The 23,250-nt window shown below is 71.3% G+C and carries 20 protein-coding genes and 1 other RNA gene; 8 read left to right on the top strand and 13 right to left on the bottom strand.

Translation table 11 applies throughout. The features are described 5' to 3' along the window. Nucleotides 1-216: 216 nt before the first annotated feature. Nucleotides 217-762, bottom strand: coding sequence for an NUDIX domain-containing protein (locus ACWA15_RS11915; RefSeq protein WP_464055491.1), 546 nt, complete (start codon nucleotides 760-762; stop codon nucleotides 217-219). Beyond that, nucleotides 759-1,868: a LacI family DNA-binding transcriptional regulator gene (locus ACWA15_RS11910; protein WP_464055489.1), complete on the bottom strand. Its 1,110-nt coding sequence runs from the start codon at nucleotides 1,866-1,868 to the stop codon at nucleotides 759-761. The genes ACWA15_RS11915 and ACWA15_RS11910 overlap by 4 nt, the downstream gene beginning before the upstream one ends. A 113-nt stretch (nucleotides 1,869-1,981) precedes the next feature. Between ACWA15_RS11910 and ACWA15_RS11905 the strand changes: the two genes are divergently transcribed. From ACWA15_RS11905 to ACWA15_RS11895, 3 genes are all read left to right on the top strand, one after another. Then, nucleotides 1,982-4,423 (top strand): glycoside hydrolase family 31 protein, encoded by a 2,442-nt coding sequence (locus ACWA15_RS11905; protein ID WP_464055488.1) that lies wholly within the window; start codon nucleotides 1,982-1,984, stop codon nucleotides 4,421-4,423. 23 nt (nucleotides 4,424-4,446) lie between these two features. Then, nucleotides 4,447-4,824, top strand: an RNA gene (gene rnpB / locus ACWA15_RS11900) — RNase P RNA component class A. A gap of 205 nt (nucleotides 4,825-5,029) precedes the next feature. Further along, nucleotides 5,030-5,371 carry an STAS domain-containing protein gene (locus ACWA15_RS11895; protein WP_464055487.1) on the top strand — a complete coding sequence of 114 codons (342 nt, stop codon included), beginning with the start codon at nucleotides 5,030-5,032 and terminating at the stop codon, nucleotides 5,369-5,371. Nucleotides 5,372-5,447: 76 nt separating this feature from the next. Here ACWA15_RS11895 and ppgK read toward each other — a convergent pair whose 3' ends face one another. Next, nucleotides 5,448-6,218, bottom strand: coding sequence for a polyphosphate--glucose phosphotransferase (gene ppgK / locus ACWA15_RS11890; RefSeq protein ID WP_464055485.1), 771 nt, complete (start codon nucleotides 6,216-6,218; stop codon nucleotides 5,448-5,450). Then, complete coding sequence (map, locus tag ACWA15_RS11885) at nucleotides 6,215-7,081, bottom strand: type I methionyl aminopeptidase (RefSeq protein WP_464055484.1); 867 nt, start codon at nucleotides 7,079-7,081, stop codon at nucleotides 6,215-6,217. The genes ppgK and map overlap by 4 nt, the downstream gene beginning before the upstream one ends. Nucleotides 7,082-7,207: 126 nt before the next feature. On the opposite strand from map, the gene ACWA15_RS11880 reads away from it, so the two are divergent. Next, nucleotides 7,208-7,396: an SPOR domain-containing protein gene (locus ACWA15_RS11880; protein WP_464055483.1), complete on the top strand. Its 189-nt coding sequence runs from the start codon at nucleotides 7,208-7,210 to the stop codon at nucleotides 7,394-7,396. Nucleotides 7,397-7,407: 11 nt separating this feature from the next. Here ACWA15_RS11880 and panB read toward each other — a convergent pair whose 3' ends face one another. Continuing rightward, on the bottom strand, nucleotides 7,408-8,277 hold the full coding sequence (panB, locus tag ACWA15_RS11875) for a 3-methyl-2-oxobutanoate hydroxymethyltransferase (RefSeq protein ID WP_464055482.1): 870 nt from the start codon (nucleotides 8,275-8,277) through the stop codon (nucleotides 7,408-7,410). Nucleotides 8,278-8,333: 56 nt separating this feature from the next. Then, the gene (locus tag ACWA15_RS11870; protein ID WP_464055481.1) at nucleotides 8,334-9,992 is read right to left on the bottom strand and encodes an NAD+ synthase; all 1,659 of its coding nucleotides are present in this window, start codon (nucleotides 9,990-9,992) and stop codon (nucleotides 8,334-8,336) included. Nucleotides 9,993-10,131: 139 nt separating this feature from the next. Between ACWA15_RS11870 and ACWA15_RS11865 the strand changes: the two genes are divergently transcribed. The 3 genes from ACWA15_RS11865 (at nucleotide 10,132) to ACWA15_RS11855 (ending at nucleotide 15,112) form a co-directional block, all read left to right on the top strand. Beyond that, nucleotides 10,132-11,466 (top strand): glutamine synthetase family protein, encoded by a 1,335-nt coding sequence (locus tag ACWA15_RS11865; RefSeq protein WP_464055479.1) that lies wholly within the window; start codon nucleotides 10,132-10,134, stop codon nucleotides 11,464-11,466. Nucleotides 11,467-11,517: 51 nt separating this feature from the next. Continuing rightward, a complete protein-coding gene (locus ACWA15_RS11860) occupies nucleotides 11,518-14,616 on the top strand; it encodes a bifunctional [glutamine synthetase] adenylyltransferase/[glutamine synthetase]-adenylyl-L-tyrosine phosphorylase (protein ID WP_464055478.1) in 3,099 nt (1,032 codons plus the stop codon). 175 nt (nucleotides 14,617-14,791) lie between these two features. Continuing rightward, on the top strand, nucleotides 14,792-15,112 hold the full coding sequence (locus ACWA15_RS11855) for a hypothetical protein (RefSeq protein ID WP_464055477.1): 321 nt from the start codon (nucleotides 14,792-14,794) through the stop codon (nucleotides 15,110-15,112). Between the two features lie 95 nt (nucleotides 15,113-15,207). On the opposite strand, the gene ACWA15_RS11850 is transcribed toward ACWA15_RS11855, so the two are convergent. The 5 genes from ACWA15_RS11850 to ACWA15_RS11830 form a co-directional block, all read right to left on the bottom strand. Beyond that, nucleotides 15,208-16,374 carry an AI-2E family transporter gene (locus ACWA15_RS11850; RefSeq protein WP_464055476.1) on the bottom strand — a complete coding sequence of 389 codons (1,167 nt, stop codon included), beginning with the start codon at nucleotides 16,372-16,374 and terminating at the stop codon, nucleotides 15,208-15,210. Between the two features lie 9 nt (nucleotides 16,375-16,383). Beyond that, the gene (gene ddaH, locus ACWA15_RS11845) at nucleotides 16,384-17,154 is read right to left on the bottom strand and encodes a dimethylargininase (RefSeq protein ID WP_464055474.1); all 771 of its coding nucleotides are present in this window, start codon (nucleotides 17,152-17,154) and stop codon (nucleotides 16,384-16,386) included. A gap of 9 nt (nucleotides 17,155-17,163) precedes the next feature. Next, nucleotides 17,164-18,048 carry a universal stress protein gene (locus ACWA15_RS11840; protein WP_464055473.1) on the bottom strand — a complete coding sequence of 295 codons (885 nt, stop codon included), beginning with the start codon at nucleotides 18,046-18,048 and terminating at the stop codon, nucleotides 17,164-17,166. Then, entirely contained in the window at nucleotides 18,045-19,499 is a 1,455-nt protein-coding gene (locus ACWA15_RS11835; RefSeq protein ID WP_464055472.1) for an amino acid permease, read from the bottom strand. Before ACWA15_RS11835 ends, ACWA15_RS11840 begins: the two co-directional genes overlap by 4 nt. Before the next feature lie 133 nt (nucleotides 19,500-19,632). Beyond that, nucleotides 19,633-20,460: a phosphatase PAP2 family protein gene (locus tag ACWA15_RS11830; protein ID WP_464055470.1), complete on the bottom strand. Its 828-nt coding sequence runs from the start codon at nucleotides 20,458-20,460 to the stop codon at nucleotides 19,633-19,635. A gap of 200 nt (nucleotides 20,461-20,660) precedes the next feature. Here ACWA15_RS11830 and ACWA15_RS11825 point away from each other — a divergent pair, with 200 nt between their 5' ends. Next, nucleotides 20,661-21,185, top strand: coding sequence for an N-acetyltransferase family protein (locus tag ACWA15_RS11825; protein ID WP_464055469.1), 525 nt, complete (start codon nucleotides 20,661-20,663; stop codon nucleotides 21,183-21,185). Nucleotides 21,186-21,214: 29 nt separating this feature from the next. Here the strand turns inward: ACWA15_RS11825 and ACWA15_RS11820 are convergent, their stop codons facing one another. Together ACWA15_RS11820 and ACWA15_RS11815 are read right to left on the bottom strand one after the other, a co-directional pair. Then, nucleotides 21,215-21,883: a response regulator transcription factor gene (locus ACWA15_RS11820; RefSeq protein ID WP_464055467.1), complete on the bottom strand. Its 669-nt coding sequence runs from the start codon at nucleotides 21,881-21,883 to the stop codon at nucleotides 21,215-21,217. Next, nucleotides 21,880-23,193 (bottom strand): sensor histidine kinase, encoded by a 1,314-nt coding sequence (locus ACWA15_RS11815; protein ID WP_464055466.1) that lies wholly within the window; start codon nucleotides 23,191-23,193, stop codon nucleotides 21,880-21,882. Before ACWA15_RS11815 ends, ACWA15_RS11820 begins: the two co-directional genes overlap by 4 nt. Nucleotides 23,194-23,250: the final 57 nt, after the last annotated feature.

Here is a 23,250-nt window from a genome sequence, read left to right as displayed (position 1 = left end):
ACTGTACACGCTCCCAGTCCTCTATGACGAGAAGAATGAGTGAGGAGAACGGCTCTGGGGGGTCGGGTGTCGGACGGCTCAGTCCGACACTGTGCACGCGCACAGTCTTGCTCGGCGAACTGCACACAGTGTCCCGGAGCGTGGAGGTGGCCGCGGGGCTGCCCGGGGCGCGACGACTGAGGCGTGCGACTCAGGTGCGTATCGTGCGGATCGCGGCTAGTGCACCCGGCCGAGGGCGATCGCCGCGTACATGAGCGCCGCCACGGTCTCGCCGTCGGTGATCGTGCCGTCCTTGACGAGGTCGAGCGCCGCGGCCCACGGCACGCGGCGCAGGCCCACGATGCCTTCCTCGGCCTGCTCGTGCGGAGCGTGGGACTCACGCAGACCGCGCGCCAGGAACACGTGCTCGGGGGCGTGGCACACGCCGTTGAGCGTGAACATGTCACCGATCCGTTCCCAGGAGTCCGCGACCAGCCCGGTCTCCTCGCGCAGCTCGCGCTGCGCCGCGAGGAGCAGGTCCTCCCCGTCCGAGCCGCCCGCCGGGACCTCGAGGGACACCGCGCCCGTCGTGTACCGCTCGACCTCGACCAGCACCACCTCGCCCGCCTCGGTGACCGGGACGATGAAGACGGCCGGGTGGCGGATCTCGACCACCCCGTAGATCCCGTCGGACCCGTCGGGGCGCACGACGGAGTCCTCGCGGACGCGGATCCAGGGGTTCTCGTACCTGGTCGTGGAGCCGAGCGTGGTCCAGGAGCTCATGGTGCCTGTCTCGTCGAAGGGAGGTGGGCCGTGCCGGGGTGGTCCCGGGACGGTGCGGCGACGGTCTCCCGGTCGGCCAGGGTGACCTCGAGCGTCACGCGCCGGGCCCCGGTGCCGGCGGTGCCGGCCGGGTCACCCGGGTCACCCGGGTCACTCGGGTCGGCCGGCTCGGCGATGAGCGCCAGCAGGATCTCGACGCTCGCTCGTGCCTTTCCTGGGACGTCCTGGTGGATCGTCGTGAGGGTGGGGGTGACGTGCCGGCACTCGGCCAGATCGTCGAAACCGATGATAGACATCGCGTCCGGGACGTGCCAGCCACGGTCACCGAGGCCCTTGAGCAGCCCGATCCCGATGATGTCGGCCGTCGTGAACACGGCGGTCGGAGGCTCGGGCATCGTCACGAGGTGTCCGGCCAGCGCGTGGCCGCCCTCGAAGGTCGTCGCGCACTCCAGGACGAGTGCGGGGTCCAGCTGGCACCCTCCGTCCCGCAGCCCGTCGAGGAATCCGTCGTACCGGTGCCGGACGACCCCGTCCTCGACGAGGGGCGGCCCGACGAAGGCGATGCGGGCGTGCCCGTCCTGCGTCAGCCGCTGCGCGGCGAGGTAGCCGCCCCGGGCGTCGTCGATCCCGACGGTGTGGACGTGGGGGGAGCGGGAGTGGCTGTCGACGAACACCATGGGGATGCCGGAGCGCGCCCGGAGCTCGTCGGCCTGGTGCCCGAGGGTTCCCAGGAAGATCGCTCCGTCGACGTTCCAGGTGCGCAGGTTCGCGGCGGTGCTCATGACGTCGATCGCGGCATGGATCATGAGGTACCTGCCCGACGCGCTCACCCGGCGTTCCACCTCGCCGATGAACACCGAGTCGTGCGGGTTGGACAGGGCCGGCGTCCCCTCGGCGGCCTCGTGGTAGACGAGGGCGACGATGCCCGAGCTCTTGGCGGACAGGGCGCGTGCCGAGGCGTTGGGCACGTAGCCCAGGCGGGTGGCGATCTCCTGGATCCGGTCGATCGTGGCGGGCGAGACCCTGCTCCGGCGGCCGTTGATGACGTTGGAGACGGTCATGATGCTGACGCCTGCCTCGGCGGCCACGTCACGCAGCGTCGTCATGGGTTCTCGTCTCTCGTGTGCTGTCCGACCGGGGTGGTGCCCCAGTCGCTGCCTGCATTGTGCCATCATAGGTTTAGCGCTAAAGCAGTCAGACCACGACGGAGGAGCGACGCATGACCCAGGAACCCGCCATGACGACCGGTGCCGCAGACGCGCGTGCGGTCGTCGAGGGCCCGAACTTCCGCATCACGGTGCTCACCAGCCGGCTCCTGCGGATCGAGCACAGCATCGACGGTGTGTTCGAGGACCGCCCGACCCAGCTCGTCCGTCGTCGACGCTTCGACGTCCCGGCGTTCACCGTGCGCGACGGCGCGGACCAGCTCGAGCTGTGGACCGACCACCTCCACGTGCGCTACGACAAGGGCCCGTTCAGCGCGTCGGGCTTGTCGATCTCCATGCGGCAGCGGGCCCAGGACGCTCACTTCACGACGTGGACCTACGGCGACTCCGCCTGGGGGAGCGGGACCTTCCCGACGAACCTCGGGGGGACCGCGCGCACCCTCGACGACGTCGACGGCGCCACCGACCTGGAGCCCGGGCTGCTCTCCAAGGACGGGTACTCCGTCGTCGACGACTCGGCCAGCCTGGCGCTGGGCGAGGACGGGCGGCCGGCACCGAGACCGCGCGCGGAAGACCTCTACTTCTTCGGCTACGGTCGCGACTTCGACGCTGCGCTTACCGACTTCTTCCGGCTGACCGGGCCGAGCCCGATGCTTCCCCGCTGGACCCTGGGGAACTGGTGGAGCAGGTTCCACTCCTACACGGCCGACGACTACCTCGACCTGATGGACCGGTTCACCGACTCCGGGATCCCGTTCTCGGTCGCCGTCGTCGACATGGACTGGCACGTCGTCGAGATCGACCCCGCCCTCGGCACGGGCTGGACCGGGTACTCCTGGAACCGCGAGCTGTTCCCGGACCCGGAGGCGTTCCTGGCCGCCCTGCACGAGCGCAACCTGCGGGTCTCCCTCAACGTGCACCCGGCGGACGGGGTCCGGCGCCACGAGGACGCCTACCCCGCCATGGCGCAGGCGCTCGGCCTCGACCCGGATGCCGGGACCGCGATCGCCTTCGACATCAGCTCGACGGCCTTCACCGACGCCTACCTGCGCCACCTGCACCACCCGCACGAGGCCCTCGGCGTGGACTTCTGGTGGCTGGACTGGCAGTCGGGCCATCACAGCCGGATGCCAGGGCTCGATCCGCTGTGGGCGCTCAACGACATCCACTACCGCGACTCGGGACGGTCGGGTGAGCGACCGCTCACCTTCTCCCGCTACGCGGGCCTGGGCAGCCACCGCACCCCGATCGGCTTCTCCGGGGACACCGTGGCGACGTGGGAGTCCCTCGCCTTCCAGCCCTACTTCACCTCCACGGCGGCCAACGTCGGCTACTTCTGGTGGAGTCACGACATCGGCGGGCACTTCGGAGGTGCCCGGGACGACGAGCTGTCGACCCGGTGGTACCAGTTCGGGGTGTTCTCCCCGATCAGCCGCCTGCACTCGTCGAAGAGCCCCTTCGGCTCCAAGGAGCCGTGGCGGTTCACCCATGACGCCGAGCAGACGATGACCAGCTTCCTCAGGCTGCGCCACCAGCTCGTGCCCTACCTCTACACGGCGATGTGGCGCTCGCACACCGACGGCGTCGGTCCGGTCCGCCCGATGTACCACGACCACCCGCGCGAGCCGCGCGCCTACCAGACGCCCGACCAGTACCTCTTCGGCGCCGACCTGCTCGTCGCACCGGTGCTCACCCCGATCGACGACCGGACCCGGCTGGCCGCGACCCCGGTCTGGTTGCCGCAGGGCTCCTGGTACGACTTCTTCACCGGACGCCGGTACGCCGGCGGCCAGGACCTCCTCGTGCACCGGAGCATCGAGGAGATGCCGGTCTTCGCGCGGGCCGGGTCGATCGTCCCCCTGGCGGCGGACACGATGGCCGACGCCGGTGCGAACCCGGCGGCGCTCGTCCTGCGGGTCTTCCCCGGGGCCGACGGCTCGTGCCGGCTCGTCGAGGACGACGGCCGCGGGGCCCCGACGGTCCAGGACGCCTGGGAGACCCTCATCAGCCAGTCCTGGGGACGTGCGGACCGTGCGGGACTCGTCGACGGCGTGCTGTCGATCACTGCACCCTCGGGGGTCGGGGGGTTGGTGCTGCGACAGGTGAGCGTCGAGATCATGGGCGCCGCGGCGGTCGGTGCGGCCGCCCTGCGTCGATCCGCTGACGGCGCCGCTGACGCCGTCACGGTGCACCCGGCGCCCGGCGACGGCCGGGTCGTCATCGACCTGGGGGCTGTCGACCTCTCCCGTGGGGTCTCGCTCGAGCTGTCCGGGGTGGGTCCGGCGTCCGAGCCGCTCGCCGAGGCCGTCCATCCGATCATCGACGCCGCGCAGATCCCCTACGACGTCAAGAACGCCGTCATGGACGTGACCGGGAGGGTGTCCGGGACTCGGCTCGTTGCCGCGCTGCACGCGCTGGACCTGCCCGGCAACCTCTTCGGGGCGCTCGTCGAGCAGGTGGCGATCCACCCGGTCGGGGACGTGGCAGGGGCCTGACGCTGTACGCTGGGGACTGCGGATGAGTTGGCTAGACGGCCGCGTCAGGGCCTCGGCCCTGCCGAGGAACGTCCGGGCTCCACAGGGCAAGGTGGTGGGTAACGCCCACCCGGGGTGACCCGCGGGACAGTGCCACAGAAAACAGACCGCCGGAGCGCTTGCGCATCCGGTAAGGGTGAAACGGTGGTGTAAGAGACCACCAGCGTGCCGGGTGACCGGCGCGGCTAGGTAAACCCCACCTGGAGCAAGGTCAGACAGAGTGTGTTCGAGGGCTGCTCGCCCGAGCACTTGGGTAGACCGCTGGAGGCGTGCGGCAACGTACGTCGTAGATGGATGGTCGTCGCCCGCGCGTGGGTAACTGCGCGCGGGAACAGAACCCGGCGTACCGGCCAGCTCATCCGCACCCACCCTCGTCGCTGGTCACGGCTGTGTCGTGACTCAGCCACGACGATTGAACAGGCAACTAAAGTATGGCCTTGGTCAAGATATTGCCAAGGATGTCGACTGCTGCCTAGACTCGGCCGGAGAGGCGCGGCGGGTCGACCCATCTCAGGGTGTGCGCTCGGGGGCGCGCCTCACAGCACGAGAGTGCGAGAGCGGAGTGGCATGGACGAGCTGAGCACAACTGCAAGTGGCATCCGGCTGCAGGAAGAGCCGACCTGTTCCGTCGTCGACGTGTGGGGTGAGGTCGACGGAGCGCTCCGGCCCGAGGCGAGCGCCGCCTTGGCCAGCGCCCTCGACCGTGACCTGCCGGTGATCATCGACACCTCGCGAGTGACCTTCATCGACTCCACCGGGATCGCCTTCCTCGTCCAGCTCTACACGATCGGCCGGGAGGAGGGTCTCGCAGTCACCCTGCGCAACCCGCCCGCCGTGGTCAGCGACGTCCTGGCGATGCTCGGTGTGGACGACTTCCCCGTCCTGCACGACGTGGTCCCTGCCTCGTAGCGCTGGACCACGTCGTCGCAGGACAAGGTCGTCTCTGGGCGGCTCGCGCTTCAGTGGGGCGGATCCGTGGGGCGGGTCAGTGCACCTGCGCCGCCAGGGCCGCTGCGCCGACGATGCCCGCCGCGTTGCGCAGCGTCGCCGGGATGATCCGTGCGTTGAGGTCCAGCAGCGGCAGGAACTTCTCGTGGTTCTTGCTCACCCCGCCGCCGACGACGATGAGGTCGGGGGAGAAGAGCAGCTCGATGGTCTCGAAGTAGCGCTGCAGGCGCTTGGCCCACTGCGCCCAGCTGAGGTCCTCCCGGGAGCGGGCACTGTCCGCGGCCTGGCTCTCGGCGTCGAACCCGTCGATCTGCAGGTGACCGAGCTCGGTGTTGGGGACCAGGTGCCCGTCGACGAGCAGCGCGCTGCCGATGCCCGTACCGAGCGTGGCGACGAACACGACCCCGTCCACGTCCTTGGCCGCGCCGTACGTCGCCTCGCCGACACCGGCTGCGTCGGCGTCGTTCACCCCGACCGCCCTGCGGCCCAGCGCAGCGGAGACCACCTTGTCGAGGTTCACCCCGGCCCAGGACTGGTCGAGGTTGGCGATCGAGGGAACCACCCCGTGCAGGATCGGGGCCGGGAAGGCCACCCCGACCGGGGTGTTGGAGGGCAGGTCGAAGGTGGCGACGAGCTCGGCGATGACCGCCGTGACCGCCTCCGGCGTCGACCCCTCGGGGGTGGGGATGCGCAGCCTGTCGGCGGCGAACTCGCCGGTGCGCAGGTCGACGGGAGCACCCTTGATCCCGCTGCCTCCGACGTCGATGCCAAAGGCGTAGTGGTTCTTCTTGCGATCGTGGTTGCTCATGGCAGGGTCAAGATCTCCGCTCCGGTTTCGGTGACGACAAGGGTGTGCTCGAACTGCGCCGTGCGGCGCCCGTCCGCGGTCACGACGGTCCAGCCGTCGTCCCACGTCGTCCAGTCATAGGTGCCCAGGGTGAGCATCGGCTCGATGGTGAACACCATGCCGGGCAGGATCACGGTGTCATAGTTCGGTGCGGCGTCGTAGTGCGGGATGACCAGGCCGGAGTGGAAGGCCTCCCCGACGCCGTGCCCGGTGTAGTCACGGACCGTCCCGTAGCCGAAACGGTCGGCGTACTTCTCGATGACCCGGCCGATGACGTTGACCTCACGGCCCGGCTTGACGGCCTTGATCGCCCGGGCCAGTGCCTCACGGGTGCGCTCGATCAGGAGGGCCGACTCCTCGTCGAGCTCGCCGACGCCGAAGGTCGCGTTGTTGTCGCCGTGCACGCCCCCGATGAAGGCGGTGATGTCGATGTTGACGATGTCGCCGTCGAGCAGGACGGTGGTGTCCGGGATGCCGTGGCAGATGACCTCGTTGATCGAGGTGCACAAGGACTTGGGGAATCCGCGGTACCCCAGCGTCGAGGGGTAGGCGCCGTGGTCGAGCAGGAACTCGTGCCCGATCCGGTCCAGCGCGTCGGTCGTCACACCCGGGGCGACCTGGCGGCCGACCTCGGCCAGTGCCTGGGCGGCGATCCTCGAGGCCACCCGGATCCGTTCGAGCACCTCGGGCTCGACGACGTCACGGCCCTCGTAGGGCGTGGGGCCCTTCTTGCCGACGTACTCGGGCCGGGGGATCGAGGCCGGGACGGGCAGGACCGGGCTGACGATCCCCGGGGTGAGGGGTGGGGCAGATGCTGAAGCCATACCCGCAGTCTACGGACTCGCCGCGGAGGTCACGGTCGCCAGGCGCCCGAGCTCACCGTGACCGTGGAACGATGGCTGGGAACGTCGCGCGGTCCGCGCCGCGGCACAGGGTCGAGGAGGAGCCACATGGCCGGGGAGTTCTACTTCAACACCAAGACCGGCGAGGTCGAGGTCGGCAAGCCGTCGAGCTGGAGCCACCGGATGGGCCCCTACCCCACCCGCGAGGCGGCCGAACGCGCCCTGCAGACGGCGCACGTGCGCACCGAGGCCTGGGACGAGGAGAGCGCCGCCGACGACGATGCCGACGACGCCTGACCCAGCGGCTGCTAGCGCTCGTACTGGTGCTCGGCGGCCGGGAAGGTCTGTGCCTGGACCTCGGTGACGTAGGCCTGCGCGGCGCCGGCGAGGGCCGCCCCGACCTGGCCGAACTGCTTGGCGAACCGCGGCGACCAGTCGCCCATCCCGGCCATGTCGGTCCAGACGAGGACCTGGCCGTCGACCTCGGCGCCGGCGCCGATGCCGATCGTGGGGATCCGCAGGATCTCCGTCGCCCGGGCCGCGACCGGGGCCGGGACCATCTCGAGCACGACAGCGACCGCTCCGGCCTCCTGCAGGGCGAGGGCGTCCTCGCAGAGCCGCTCGGCCGCCTCGTCGGTGCGGCCCTGGATGCGCTTGCCGCCGAGCATGTTCTCCGACTGCGGGGTGAAGCCGAGGTGCCCGAACACCGGGATGCCTGCCTGGGTCAGCAGCTCCACGTGCCGGGCGATCCGGGCCCCGCCCTCCATCTTGACCGCCTGGACGCCGGCCTCCTTGAACATCCGCACGGCGCTCGCGAACGCCAGCTCGGGGGAGGACTCGTAGGAGCCGAAGGGCAGGTCGGCGACGACCATCGAGTGCTTGGCGACGCGGGCCACCGAGCGGGCGGCGACCACCATCTCGTCCAGCGTGACCGGGATGGTGTTCTCGTAGCCGAGGACGTTGTCCCCCATCGAGTCGCCCACCAGGAGCATGTCCACCCCGGCGGCGTCGAAGATCCGCCCGGTGATCGTGTCGTAGGCGGTGAGCATCGTCAGCTTGCGCCCGGCCACCTTGTGCTCGATGAGGTGCTGCACCCGGAACCGCTTGCGCGGGGCCGCGCCCGGGGTGCCCGGCGTGGTGGAGGACGGCTGCGAACCGGGGATGGACTGCTGAACCATGGTGTGTGCCTCTATCGCGGGTCGGGTTCCGGGATGGTCGGTGGGTGCGACGACGGTCAGGGCCGGGGCTCGCGCCACCGGGAGGTGATCGGGATGCGTCGGTCCCGCCCGAACGCGAGGGCGGTGACCTTCGGCCCGAGCGGGTACTGGCGCCGCTTCCATTCTGCCCGGTCCACGAGGGTGACCACCTTGTCCACGACGTCGGCGTCGAACCCGCGGGCCAGCAGCTCCGCGCGGCCCTCGGCGTTCTCGATGTAGGCGTCGAGGACCTCGTCGAGCAGGTCGTAGGGCGGCAGGGAGTCCTGGTCGACCTGCCCCGGGCGGAGCTCGGCCGAGGGCGGCTTGGTGATCGAGCTCTCCGGGATGGGGGGCAGCTCACCGCGGTCGATCGCGGCGTTGTTGCGCCACCGGGACAGCGCCCACACGAGGGACTTGTCGACGTCCTTGAGCGGGGCGTATCCGCCGACGGCGTCGCCGTAGATGGTCGAGTACCCCACCGCGAGCTCGGACTTGTTGCCGGTGGCCAGCACGAGGTGACCCTCGGCGTTGGACAGCCCCATGAGGATCATCCCGCGGACCCGCGCCTGCAGGTTCTCCGCTGCCACCCCCTCCAGGTGCAGCTCGCCCTGGAAGGCGTCGACCATGGGGGCGATCGCCTGCACGCGGTAGTCCGCGCCGATCCGCTTGGCGAGGTCGGCGGCGTCGTCCTTGGAGTGGTCGGAGGAGTAGACCGAGGGCATCGAGACGCCGTAGACGTTCGCGCCGCCGATCGCGTCCGCGCTGATCGCCGCGACCAGCGCGGAGTCGATCCCGCCGGACAGGCCGAGGACGACGGAGGTGAACCCGTTCTTGCGCACGTAGCCGGCCAGCCCGGTGACGATGGCCTGGTAGACCTCCTCGTGGGGGTCCAGCGCGGGGGCGAGCTCGCCGCGGTGGGCGGGAGCGTCGTCGTCGGCCAGGTCCCACACGAGCAGGTGCTCCACGAACTGCGGGGCGCTCGCCAGGACCGACCCGTCCACCCCGACGACGAACGACCCGCCGTCGAAGACGAGGTCGTCCTGGCCGCCGACCATGTTGACGTAGGCGACCGGGGCGTCGACCTCACCCGCGCGGCGCGCGGCGAGCTCGGTGCGCAGGTGGCCCTTGCCCTGCTCGAAGGGTGAGCCGTTGAGGACGAGCAGCAGGTCGACGTCGGCGGCGTCCATCTGCGCGACCGGGCCGCCGTCCTGCCAGATGTCCTCGCAGATGACGATGCCGATGTGGCGCCCGGACACCTCGATCACGCAGGGCTGGGAGCCGGGGGCGAAGATCCGGAACTCGTCGAAGACCCCGTAGTTGGGCAGGTGGTGCTTGCCGTAGACGGCGCGGACCTCGCCGCCGCTGAGCACCACGGCGTCGTTGGTCGGGCGCAGGCCCGGGCTGCTGGGGGAGGACTGGGGGGCCCCGACCGACCCGACCACGACGGTGAGGTCGCCGAGCCCGGCGGTGACCAGCGCGGCGGCGATCCGCGTGATCGCGTCCCGGGCCGCCCGCTGGAAGGACGCCCGCAGCGCCAGGTCCTCGATCGGGTAGCCGGTGATCGTCATCTCGGGGAAGGCCACGACGTGGGCGCCCGCGGCGGCCGCGCGGGTCGACCACGCGAGGATCGCCTGGGTGTTCTGTTCGATGTCGCCGACACAGGTGTCGACCTGCGCGAGCGCGATCCGGATGTCCATGCGTCTCACCCTATTGCCTGCCATGGAGACCGACGCCCGCCGTCGCTACAGTGGGGCGTTGCAAGGATGGATTCAGCTCAGGCGGACCCGACGTGCGTGCCGCACCCTGTGAGGGTGCGGCATCAGGCAGGATGTACTCATGGACAGGCAGCAAGAGTTCGTGCTCCGCACGGTCGAGGAGCGCGACATCCGCTTCATCCGTCTCTGGTTCACCGACGTGCTCGGGATGCTCAAGTCGGTCGCGATCGCGCCGGCTGAGCTCGAGTCGGCCTTCTCCGAGGGCATCGGCTTCGACGGCAGCGCCATCGAGGGGCTCACCCGCGTCTACGAGGCGGACATGATCGCCCGCCCGGACCCGACGACGTTCCAGATCCTGCCCTGGCGCGGCGAGACGCACGGCACCGCGCGGATGTTCTGCGACATCCTCACCCCCGACGGCGAGCCGTCCATCGCCGACTCCCGCAACGTGCTCAAGCGCGCGCTGGCCAAGGCCAGCGACCAGGGCTTCACCTTCTACACCCACCCCGAGGTCGAGTTCTACCTCTTCGAGCCGCCGACCAAGGACGGCCCGCTCGTGCCGATCGACCACGGCGGGTACTTCGACCACGTCGCCCGCACACAGGGGCACGACTTCCGCCGCGCCGCGATCACCATGCTCGAGTCGATGGGCATCTCGGTCGAGTTCTCCCACCACGAGGCCGGCCCCGGGCAGAACGAGATCGACCTGCGGTACGCGGACGCGCTGACCACCGCCGACAACCTCATGACCTTCCGCACGGTGATCAAGGAGGTCGCGCTCGAGCAGGGCGTGTTCGCCTCCTTCATGCCCAAGCCGCTCGCCGACCAGCCCGGGTCCGGGATGCACACGCACCTCTCGCTCTTCGAGGGCGACCGCAACGCCTTCCACGAGCCCGGCGCGCAGTACGAGCTGTCCAAGACCGGTCGCCAGTTCATCGCCGGGCTGCTCATGCACGCCGCCGAGATCACCGCGGTGACCAACCAGTACGTCAACTCCTACAAGCGGCTCTGGGGCGGCGCCGAGGCGCCGAGCTACATCTGCTGGGGGCACAACAACCGCTCCGCGCTGGTGCGCGTGCCGATGTACAAGCCCGGCAAGGGCAACTCGAGCCGCATCGAGTACCGCGCGCTGGACACCGCCGCGAACCCGTACCTGGCCTTCGCGCTCATGCTCGCGGCCGGCCTCAAGGGCATCGAGGAGGGCTACGAGCTGCCCGACGCGACGTCCGACGACGTGTGGGAGCTCACCGACGCCGAGCGCCGGGCGATGGGCATCAAGCCGCTGCCGCAGTCCCTCGACGACGCGATCGCGCTCATGGAGAAGTCCGAGCTGCTCGCCGAGACCCTCGGTGAGCACGTCTTCGACTTCTTCCTCAAGAACAAGCGCCAGGAGTGGGACGGGTACCGCTCGCAGGTCACCCCCTTCGAGATCAAGCGGCTCCTGCAGGTCCTCTGACGGTCACCGGACCGTCCCACGTCGCACGAACCGAGCTGGAGCAGCGCAACCATGGTGAGCACGAGCCGGACCACGTCGTTGACCGGCAGGCTGACCAGGGTGGGGTTCGCCGACGCCCGGCGAGCCGCGCAGCTGTGCACCGACTCCGACCTCGTCGCGGTCGTGGGGGAGGTCACCGAGGACTCCGGCCTCGTCGTCGCGCTCGGCGACGCCGCGGACCCGGACCTGGCGCTGCTCGCCCTCGTGCGGCTGTGCTCGGCCCTGCTGTCGGAGGACTCGAGCGAGGCCGTCCGGCGCGGTGAGGTGGTCGCCCGGTGCCTGAACAGCACGATCTGGGACGGTGACGAGGCGGGGGTGCTCGCCCGGCGCCGGCTCGTGGCCGTCCTCGGCGCCTCGATCGCGCTGGGGGACGAGCTGGTGCGCCACCCCGAGCTCGTCGACGTCGTCGCCGACCCCACCTCGGCGGTGGGGGTCGACGCGCGGGCGGTGCGGGCGGAGATGCTGGCGGCTGTGGGAGCCGACGCCGACGCCGCCGTGCCGGTCGCCTCCGCCGTCGGCCCCGAGGTGACCGACGCGCTGCGCCGGGCCTACCGGCGCCGGTTGCTGCGGATCGCCGCCACCGACCTCACCTCGCCCCAGCCGTTGTCGATCCTGCCGGCCGTGGCCGCAGCCCTGGCCGACCTCGCGGCAGGCGCCCTCGAAGGCGCCCTCGCGGTGGCCCGTGCCGAGCTGGACGACCATGGCTGTGGTGTCCGCCTCGCCGTGATGGGCATGGGCAAGTGCGGGGGACGCGAGCTCAACTACGTCAGCGACGTCGACGTCATCTACGTCGCCGAACCGGTCGAGGGGTTCACCGAGGACTACTCCTCCACGGTCGGCGCGCGCCTCGCTGCGGGGCTGACCCGGGTGTGCGGGGGCCCCAGCGGGGAGCCCGCGTTGTGGCCGGTCGACGCCGCGCTGCGTCCCGAGGGCAAGAACGGCCCGCTCGTGCGGACCCTGGCCAGCCACGTCTCCTACTACGAGCGCTGGGCGAAGACCTGGGAGTTCCAGGCGCTGCTCAAGGCCCGCCTGGTGGCCGGGGACGCCGACCTGGCGCGCGCCTACGTCGAGGCCATCACACCGATGGTGTGGTCGGCGGTGACCCGGGCGAACTTCGTCGAGGACTCCCAGGCGATGCGCCGCCGCGTCGAGGAGCACGTGCCGGCCGCCGAGGCGGACCGCCAGCTCAAGCTCGGCAAGGGCGGGCTGCGCGACGTCGAGTTCACCGTCCAGCTGCTGCAGCTCGTGCACGGCCGCTCCGACCCTTCGATCCAGAGCTCGAACACCCTGACCGCCCTCGCGGCGCTGGCCAGCGCCGGGTACGTCGGCCGCGAGCACGCCGCCCAGCTGGCCGTGTGCTACCGGTTCCTGCGGGTCCTCGAGCACCGGATCCAGCTGTTCCACCTGCGCCGCACCCACCTCATGCCGACCGCCGACGACGACCTGCGCCGGCTGGCCCGGTCGGCCGGGCTGCGCCTGGACGGGCCCGAGGGCCTGCTCGCGCGCTGGCGGACGGTCCGCCGCGACGTGCGGACCCTGCACGAGGAGCTGTTCTACCGCCCGCTGCTGCCGGCGACCGCCCAGCTCTCGGCCGAGGAGGCGAGCCTGGCTCCCGCGGCAGCTCAGGCGCGCCTCGCGGCGATCGGCTACCGCGACCCGGCCGGGTCGATGCGGCACATCGCCGCGCTGACCGACGGGGTGAGCCGGCGCGCGGCGATCCAGCGCCAGCTGCTGCCGGTCATGCTCGGGTGGTTCGCCGAGGGGTCGGACCCCGACTCCGGGCTGCTGGCCTTCCGGCGGCTCTCCGACGAGCTGGGCACCACCCACTGGTACCTCAAGCTGCTGCGCGACTCCGGCTCGGCGGCCTACCGGCTCGCGTCGTTGCTCTCGACGTCGAAGTACGTCGCGGAGGCGCTGGGCCGCTCGCCCGAGTCGGTCAAGTGGCTCGCCGACGAAGCAGATCTGCGCCCGCGGGGGCTGGCCCGGCTGCTGACGGAGTCGGACGCCTTCCTCACCCGCGCGGACGACCCGCAACGGGCCATCACGGTGCTGCGCGCGCTGCGCCGCCGCGAGCTGGCCCGGATCGCCTGCGCGGAGCTGCTCGAGGTGAGCGACCCGAGCGAGTCCGCCCCGAGCATCTCCGACGCTGCGGACGCCCTGCTCATCGGCGGGCTGCGGATCGCCCGGCAGGTCGTGTGCGACGAGATGGCGATCTCCCGCGACGCGGCGCCGGCGACGATGTCCGTCATCGCCATGGGCCGGCTCGGTGGGCGCGAGGCCGGCTACGGCTCGGACGCCGACGTCATGTTCGTCTACACCCGCGCCCACGGGGCCGACGACGCGACGGCGCAGACCTACGCGAAGAACGTCGCCCAGCGCATGCGTGCACTGCTCGGGGGAGCCAACGAGGAACCTCCCCTCCAGGTGGACGCCGACCTGCGGCCCGAGGGCCGCAACGGACCGCTCGTGCGGTCCTTCGACTCTTACGCGGAGTACTACGGACGCTGGTCGGCCGCCTGGGAGAGCCAGGCTCTGCTGCGGGCGCGTCCGGCCGCCGGCGACCCGGCGCTCGGTGCCGCGTTCGTCGACCTCATCGCACCGCTGCGCTACCCGGAGGGGGGGATCGACGCCGCGACGGTGCGGGAGATCCGCCGGATCAAGGCCCGCGTGGAGGCCGAACGGCTGCCGCGCGGGGTGGACCCGACGCGGCACCTCAAGCTGGGCCGTGGGGCGATCAGCGACGTCGAGTGGACCGTCCAGCTGCTCCAGCTCCAGCACGGCTCCGCCGTCCCGGGGCTGCGCACCACGGAGACGCTCACCGGGCTGCGCGCCGCCAGCGAGGCCGAGCTCATCACCGCCGACGACGCCGAGGTCCTCAGTGCGGCCTGGCAGCTGTCCTCGAACCTGCGCGACGCCCTCGTGCTGTGGTCAGGGCGGATCGGTGGGGCGGCGGCCGACGTGCTGCCCTCCGACCACCTGGCCCTGCGTGGGCTCGCCCGCGCCCTGCACTACCCGGGCACCGGCGGAGACCTCGAGGAGGAGTACCTGCGCACCGCCCGCCGGGCACGCCTGGTCATGGAGCGCCTCTTCTACGGCGAGGACGACGCCTGACGCTCCTCCGACACCGGACGACTCCCCACACCCGTCCCAGGGTGCCCCCGTTCCGCTGAGTGCGGCTGATAGGCTGCCCAAACCGGACACCGGACAGCCTTTCGACCGCACTCAGCGGGTCGCCGGGGGCGGTTGGGGTTTCGGATTCGGTCGATGCGTCCGACGGGGGAGAACGATGAATCACGATGGGTCTGCAGGTCTGGTCAAGCCGAACTCCTTGGTGACCGTCCCGCTGGAGACTTCGGCCTCAGCGGCGGCGGCCCGGGCCGCCCGCCCGTCGCCGCTGCGCCAGGTGTGGTTCTGGTGCTACGTCCTCACCGCGCTGTGCGCGGTGGCCTTCGGGGCCTTCGCCATCCACGAGGGGTTCGCCTCCGACGCCGAGTTGCGGGGCGCGAGGTGGACCTCAGGGCTGACGGTGACGCTGGTCGCCGGGCTGGTCTTCGCCGTCGTCGGTGTGGTTGCCCAGCGCCGCGCCACCCGCGCCGCCCACCGCTGAGGCGTCCGCCGCCCCCTCCCCACCCGCTGAGTGCGGTCAAACGGCTGCCCACAACGGACATCGGGCAGCCGTTTGACCGCACTCAGCGGAGGTTGTCAGGGGGTGGTGGGCGCGGTCCTCGGCTCTGGGGGTGTGTCGTTCGCGTCCTCGCCGTCGGCGTCGTCGGGCTGCTGCGACTTGGGGTCACGCAGCATGTGGGAGTCGACGAGCTCGTGGCGGCGCATGTACGTCGTGGCGACCGCCTGGATCGTGGCGGCGATGGGCAGGGACAGGAACGCGCCGATGGCGCCGAACACCGCCCCGAAGGCGAGCACCGTGACGAAGGCGACCGCCGGGTTCATCTGCAAGGCTCTGGCCGAGACCTTGGGGGAGAACCACAGGTTCTCGACCTGCTGGTAGGCGACGATGAACGCGAGGACGAGGAGCGCCTTCTTCGGCCCGTCCGTGGTCAGCGCGAACACGATCGGCAGCGCACCGCCGATGTAGGTGCCGATGGTCGGGACGAACTGGGAGACCACGCCGGTGAACAGCGCGAGCGGCAGCGCGTAGGGGATCTGGATGATGGTGAGGAAGATCCCGGTGAACAGGCTCGCCATGGCCGCCAGGATCACCCGGGAGTTGATGTAGTCGGAGATCTTCCGCTGGGTGATCTCCCAGAGCTTGAGCACCTCGTTCTGGTTCCGCGGGCTGAGCCACCCGCAGATCGACGCACGGAACTTCGGCCCGGCCGCGGCCAGGTAGTAGGCGACGAGCAGGATCGTGGTGAAGGCGAACAGCGCCGAGATGACCGATGTACCGATCGCCAGCGCACGGCTGGCCACCTCGTTGCCCCAGTCCTGGATGAGCTGGGCCTGCAGGTCCGCCATCTCAGGGACCTCGACCGTGAACTGCTCCTCGATCAGTGTCGCCACGGACTCGTACGTCCTGGGCAGGGAGGTGATGAGCTCCCCGGCCTGCTCGACGAAGATCTGGCCGAACAGCGCGAGCACCGCGATCCCGGCGGCCAGCAGGCCGAAGAGCACGACGGCGGTCGCCCCGCCGCGCTTCCAGCCGTGCTTGACCAGCCAGACGATCATCGGCTCCATCGCCAGGGCGAGGAACAGCGCGATGATGAGGTTGACGAACAGTGCGGTGAGGGACCCCATCGCCCGCCAGACGAAGATCGCGGCGAAGACGGTGAGCACGGTCAGCAGCAGCGCGCGCGGGAACCACCGCGGCGGGCGCGCGGAGTCGAAGGTCGCGGTGCGCGACGTCGGTATCATCGCCCGAGACTATTCGAGGCCGCGCACACGCACCGACAGGCACGTCACGCAGCCCTCAAGCTTCTCGAACTCGGAGATGTCGACCGTGACGACGTCGTACCCGAGGTCGCTGAGCAGCGCGGCGGTCGCCGGCGCCGAGGCCGACATGAGCAGCGACGCCCCGCCCAGGCACACCACGGCCGTGCCGTGCGGCTCGGGGACCGGCAGGAACCGGGGGAAGACCGAGGGGTCGTCGACGAAGTCGGGGTACCCGATGACCGTGCCGTCGGGCAGCGCGGTCACGGCGGTCTTGAGGTGCAGCACGGTGGTCACCGGCACGGCCACCACCTGGGCGCCGAGCGGGCTGAGGATCGCGCGGAGCTGGCGCACACCCTCGGCGTTGGTGCGGCCACCGCGCCCCACGTAGACCGTCGAGCCGACCTTGAGGACGTCGCCGCCGTCGAGGGTCCCCGGCTCGCGGATCTCGTTGAGCGAGCACCCCAGGTCCTCCACGACCGAGCGGGTGCCGGCCGTCTCGGGGCGCCGGGAGAGCGCACCCGGGTGGGTGGACACGGCCACGTTGGCGTACATGACGACGGAGTCCTCGATGAAGACCGCGTCGGGGCAGTCGTCGGCCGGCTGCACCTCGATCGTGGTCCAGCCGTGGGCATTGAGAACGCCCACGTACGCCTCCCACTGCGCGACGGCGCGCTCGAGATCGACCGGGACGGGTTCGATGTGCTCGACGAGCCCCTCGGGCAGGCGCGGACCAGGACGACGGACGAGTGCGATGGAGGACATGGCGCAAGTCTAGGGCTGGGAACGGTGACGTGGCAGGACGATGACGGGCACCGTCGCGGCGCGCAGCAGCTTGGTGGCGGTGGACCCCAGAAACACCTTCGTCAGCGCGGACTCCGACGACGACCCCATGAGGAGCACGTCCCCGGCCAGCCACCCCAGGTCGGCGACGGCGTGGTCCCAGCTGGGTCCGCTCACCACGACGGACTCCTCGACCGGTGCGGTGTCCGGACGGCCGGCGAGCTCGGCGACGGCGCGGCGCTGGCCGGTCTCGGCCTGCTCCCGCCACGCGTCGAGCACGGAGTCCTCGATGTCGAAGCCCATCTCCGGCGGGAACATCGTCTTGCGCCGGATGGCGAAGGTCACCATCCGCAGCCTCGCCCCGGTGCGGTGCGCCATCCGGGCGCCGGCGGCCAGCACCTCGGCGCTGGACGGGCCCGAGTCCACCGCGACGGTCACCCGGGTCAGGCGGTCGAGCCCGCCGCAGGTGAACCCGCGCGGCGCGATCGCCACGGGGACGGGGGAGGAGTGCAGCACGCGGTCGGCCACCGAGCCGACCGCGATCCGCCCGCGCACCCCGGCCTCGCTCGAGCCGAGCACGAGGACGCTTGCGGCGTGCTCGGTCGCCGCCTCGTGCAGGGCGGGCGGGACCGACCGGGCCAGGCGGACGTCGTCGGCGGCCGAGACGCCGGTGGGCAGCAGGGAGCGGGCGGTGGCCAGGAAGGACGTGGCCGCCTGCCGCTGGGCGGCGGCGTGGGCCGGCGTCGGGCCGGTCCAGCGGTGCTGGAGCACCCCGCACACCACGAGGTCGGTCCCCAGGGAGCGGGCGAGCAGTCCGCCCAGGGCGAGCGCGCCACGGTCGCTGGTGTCCAGCGCCTGCCCGACGACGATGGTCATGACGTCTCCTGCGGGGTGTGGGCGGCGAGGGTCTCCAGGACGGAGTGCTTGATGGACCAGCTGAAGTAGAAGACGAGCGCGGCGCCGGTCCAGATGACGAAGGCGACGAGGGTGACCGGGTCGAGCCCCGTGATCACGTAGACGCAGGCGAGGATCGACAGGACGGGGGTGACCGGGTAACCGGGGACCTTGAAGCCGCGGGGGAGGTCGGGCGCGGTGTGGCGCAGCACCATGACACCGACCGAGACCAGCGAGAACGCGACCAGCGTGCCGATCGAGGTGAGGTCGGCGAGGATGCCGAGCGGGACGACCCCGGCGAGGATGCCCACGACCACCCCGACGATGATCGTGTTGGTCATCGGCGTCTGGGTGCGGCGGTCGATCCGGGCGAAGGTCTGGGGGACGAGGCCGTCACGGCCCATCGCGAAGAGGATGCGGGTCTGGCCGTAGAGGCAGATGAGGGTGACCGAGAAGATCGAGATGACTGCGCCGGCGGCCAGCACCAGCCCGGGCCAGGGGGAGCCGGTGAGGTTCTCCAGGATCGTGGCCAGGCCCGCCTTCTGGCCCTCGAACTCGCCCCACGGCTGTGCTCCCACCGCGGCGACGGCCACGAGCAGGTAGACGACGGTGACCACGGCGAGGGACGCCATGAGGGCGATCGGGATCGACTTCTTGGGGTTGTGCACCTCTTCGCCGGCGGTCGCGATCGCGTCGAGACCGATGAAGGAAAAGAAGATCGAGCCGGTCGCGATGGACACCCCGGCGAAGCCGAAGGGCGCGAACTGGGAGAAGTGGTCGGCCTGGAAGCCGGTCAGCCCGACCGCGACGAACAGCACGAGCACGCTGACCTTGATGATCACCATGATCGAGTTGGCGCGCGCCGACTCGCTCGCCCCGCGCAGCAGCAGCAGGACGCACAGGGCGACGAGGATCATCGCGGGCAGGTTGATCACGCCGCCGCTGTCCGGGGCGAGGGACAGTGCCTCGGGGAACTGCCACCCGAGGGTCCCTTCGAGGAGCAGGTTGAGGTACTCCGACCAGCCGACGGCCACCGCGGCCGCCGAGACCCCGTACTCCAGGACCAGGCACGCGCCGACGACGAAGGCGACGGCCTCCCCGAGGGTCGCGTAGGAGTAGGAGTAGGACGAGCCCGACGACGGGATGGTCGAGGCGAGCTCGGCGTAGCACAGCACGGTGAGCCCGGCCACGATCGCGGCGAGCAGGAAGGACGTGATGACCGCCGGGCCGGCTTCGGGGACCGCCTCGGAGAGGATGAAGAAGATCCCGGTGCCGATCGTCCCGCCGACCCCGATCATCGTCAGCTGGAAGGTCGAGATCGACCGTCGCAGGTGACCCTGGGGGGTGGGGCCGGTGCCGGGAGCGTCTGCGCCGGTGAGGGTGTCGGCGGGGAGGCTCTTGCGGAGCATCCGGTGCACGAGGGTGTCGGTCATGAGAGTCGTGGCTCCGAGGGTGGGCGGTGGCCGTAGGGATCGCCCGGGGCCAGTGGCCATCGTATCGGTGCGCGCCGGCCGGTCGACGGGACCACGGGCGGTCCTCGACGCCGCGGTTGATCCCGGACGTGCCCTACCGGGTCACGGACGGGGTCGGCCGGTCCTCGGAACCCTCCTGATGCGGCGTCGCGTACCCCGCGGAGAGTTTCGTCGTGGGTGCTGTTGCGACTTGCTGATCGTGGACGAGGGTGGGTGCGGGTCGGCGTGCGCGGTTGGCGACGGCGGCCCCGAAGGCGACGACGACCCACCCGGCGACGACGTCGATGATCCAGTGGTTGCCGGTGCCGACCACGATGACCGCGGTGATGCCCGCATAGCCGACGGCGAGGTACCCGACCCATCGAGGGGCGCAGACCCACACCGCGATCGCGACCCACAGCGCCCACCCGGCGTGCATCGAGGGGAACGCGGCGAGCTCGTTCGCGATCCCGCCCAGCCCGCCGTCGGGCCCGTGCGCGGCCCCCCACCAGCCCGCCGACGCGGTCTCGGCCAGCACGTCGTGGAACGGAGGCCCGAGCAGCCGGGGCGGGGCCGTGGGGAGCAGCAGGTACAGGACGAGCGCGACGGAGGTCGCCAGGACGAGCGCGTTGCGCAGGGCTGCGTACTGCGTCTGGCGTCGGAAGTAGATCCAGAGCAGCACACCGCCGGTGACCAGGAAGTGGAGCGAGGCGTACCAGAAGCTCATGGTGAGCGCCAGCCACCCGTTCTCCGAGACGAGATGACTGAACCCGGCCTCGATGTCGAGGTGCCAGGCCGCCTCGAGGCGCCGGAGCTGGTCGGCGACCTGAGCCGCCCCGGCGAAGGAGTCGTCGGCCAGGGACCGGGTCAGGCTGTACATCGCATAGAGGCCGGCGAGCAGCGCGACCTCACGCAGCCCACGCACGAGGCGGAGACTGAGCAACGGGCTCGCGATGGTCGAGATGACCGTATGGCCGTGCGAACCCGGGTATGTCACTGGCAGGCCTTTCGCGTGGTGGGTACCGTTCGGGCACCCGCAGAGTCCTGAACAGGCTACTCGCTCCGGGGGGCTCCGGCCCTCGGGCGGCCCGAGGCCTCCCAGGCCACCGTGGGTGCCTGGTGCGACCGTGCACAATGTCGGTCATGGATGAAGCTCCGCAGACGCCGCAGGCCCTGACCTCACCCGAGCTCGCCGTCGCCCGCGCGTCCGACGACGACTGGGCCGCCATCCGCGAGCTGCGCCTCGCTGCTCTGGCGGACTCGCCCTCAGCCTTCGGGTCGACGGTGAGCCGGGAGCGGGAGTTCGGTGAGAGCCGCTGGCGGGGCTGGGCGACCTCGGCTGCGGTGTTCGTCGCCACCGGGGACGGGGAGCCGTGCGGCATGGCCGTGGGTGTCCCGGGGGACACCGGCGAGGAGCGCATGCTCGTCGCGGTGTGGGTCCAGCCGCAGTGGCGTGGTCGGGGGGCGGCCGGGCTGCTGCTCGAGAGCGTGGAGCAGTGGGCGCGCGGTGAGGGTGCGGGGCACATCCGGCTGTGGCTCACCCGGGGCAACGGTGCTGCTCGCCGCCTCTACGAGGGTCGCGGCTACGTCGACACCGGTCAGGTCAAGGCGCTCCCGAGCGCCCCCGAGATGCTCGAGGACGAGATGGTGCTCGCCCTGTCCGCGTGACGGCGAGGCCTGACGCTGCCGCCGGCCGGTCAGCGCGTCGGGTGCGCGAGCCCAGCTTCGAAGGCGAACACCACCAGCTGGGCACGGTCGCGGGCACCCGTCTTGAGCATCGCCCGGTTGACGTGCGTCTTGGCCGTCGCCGGGCTGATGAAGAGCCGCGACCCGATCTCGATGTTGGACAGTCCGGCGGCCACGAGCGTGGTGATCTCACGCTCACGGTCGGTGAGCTCGGACATGCCGGGCACGAGGCGGGGAGGTTGGGGGGCGGGCTCCTTGACGACGCGCTCGATGAGCGACCGGGTCGCGGCCGGTGAGAGCAGCTGCTCACCCTCGGCGACGGTGCGGATCGCCTCGATCAGGGCCGCCGGGTCGACTCCCTTGCCGAGGAAGCCGCTGGCCCCGGCTCGCAGGGCCGCCACGACCAGCTCGTCGGTCTCGAAGGTGGTGAGGATGAGCACCTTGACGCCTGCGAGCGACTCGTCGGCGCAGATGCGCCGGGTCGCCTCGATGCCGTCCATCCCTGGCATGCGGATGTCCATGAGGACCAGATCGGCCTGGGTCGACCGCGCCTGGGAGACGGCTGCGGCGCCGTCCGGCGCCTCACCGACGACGGTGATGCCGGGCACTGAGTCGAGCAGCAGGCGGAAGGTCCCACGCAGCAGGGCCTGGTCGTCGGCGAGCAGGACGCGGATGGTCATGTGCGGATTCCTTCGTCGGTGATGGTGGGGAGAGCGTGAGCTCGGGGGTCGCACCAGGTGGGGAGCGTGGTGACCACTTCGAACCGTCCGTCCGAGACCGGGCCGGCGCGCAGCTGGCCACCGGCGGCGAGGGCACGTTCGCGCATCCCGATCAGTCCGTGGCCGGTGCCCGGCGGGCTCCGCCGCTCCCCGGTGGGCAGGGCGAGGTTGACCACGCGGATCCGCACTCCCGACGCCGACCACGCCAGCAAGACCTCGACCGGCATCCCCGGTGCGTGCTTCGCCGCGTTGGTCAGGGCCTCCTGCACGATGCGGTAGGCGGCGAGGTCCGCATGCTGGTCGAGGGTCCCTGGCGGGCCTGACGCGCGGACGTCGACCTGTGCGCCCGTGGACCGGTGGGACCCGACGAGCTCGTCGAGGGCCGCGATCCCGGGAACGGGGCGCATGGCTGCGTCGGGGTCGCCGTCGCCGTCGCTGTCGCCTGCGTCCGTGTCGGCGTTCCGCAGCAGCCCGATCGTCGCTCTCAGCTCGTCGATCGCTCGGCTGGTGTGCCGGGTGATGTCGCGCAGCGCCTCCGCGGCGGCCTGCGGCTGGGTCTGCAGGAGGTATTCGGCGACCCCGGCCTGAGCGTTGACGAGGGTGAGGTTGTGTGCGAGGACGTCGTGCAGCTCCCGGGCGATCCGCAGGCGCTCGCCGACGACGGCCTCCTGCATCTCCCGTTCCTGCTGACGGGCGAGCCGCTCGCGCCCGTCGCGCCGGCCGGCCACCCACGTCCCGATCGCCGCCGCGGTCACCACGAGGTAGAAGACGACAAGATCGGTCAGTGCCGTGACCTGGCCGTGCGAGAGGAACCCGGCCAGCATGAGCACGCCGCCCGCGGCGCACCCCGCGATCCAGCCGACCGGTCGGGGCGTGCGCGCGGCGACCGTGTAGGCCGCGAGCATCGTCGCCAGGGGCGCCGGCTGATAGGCGCCCATCCCCTCGGTGACCTGAGCCAGGGTGTCGGGGACGGCCAGGAAGGTGAGGATGCAGACCTCGATGACGACGACGCACGCCAGCACGAGCGTGGGCCGCAGGGTCCGGAACGCGAGAGCCGCCCACGCTGCCAGCATCAGGGCGATCAACCCCATACCCGGCGTGACGGCGGTACCCGTGCGGATCGTGGCAGTGGTCACCATCGACGCCAGCGCGAAGAACGTCACGAGCCAGGTGCGCCAGGTGGGACGGCTCCGGAGTTCCGTCGCGACGAGCGCCCGCACGCGCTCGGCCAGGTCGCGGCGACGGGCCGAGACCCAGGAGGACAGTGTCACGCAGCACCTTTCGCCAGTTCACAGAATACGCACCACTGTCGCAGGCGTCGGTGCGGG

The sequence above is a fragment of the Sanguibacter sp. TS_SC_8 genome, assembly GCF_055361235.1.
The sequence above is the reverse complement of the archived record's forward strand: the minus strand, read 5'-3'. Positions and strand labels throughout refer to the sequence as shown.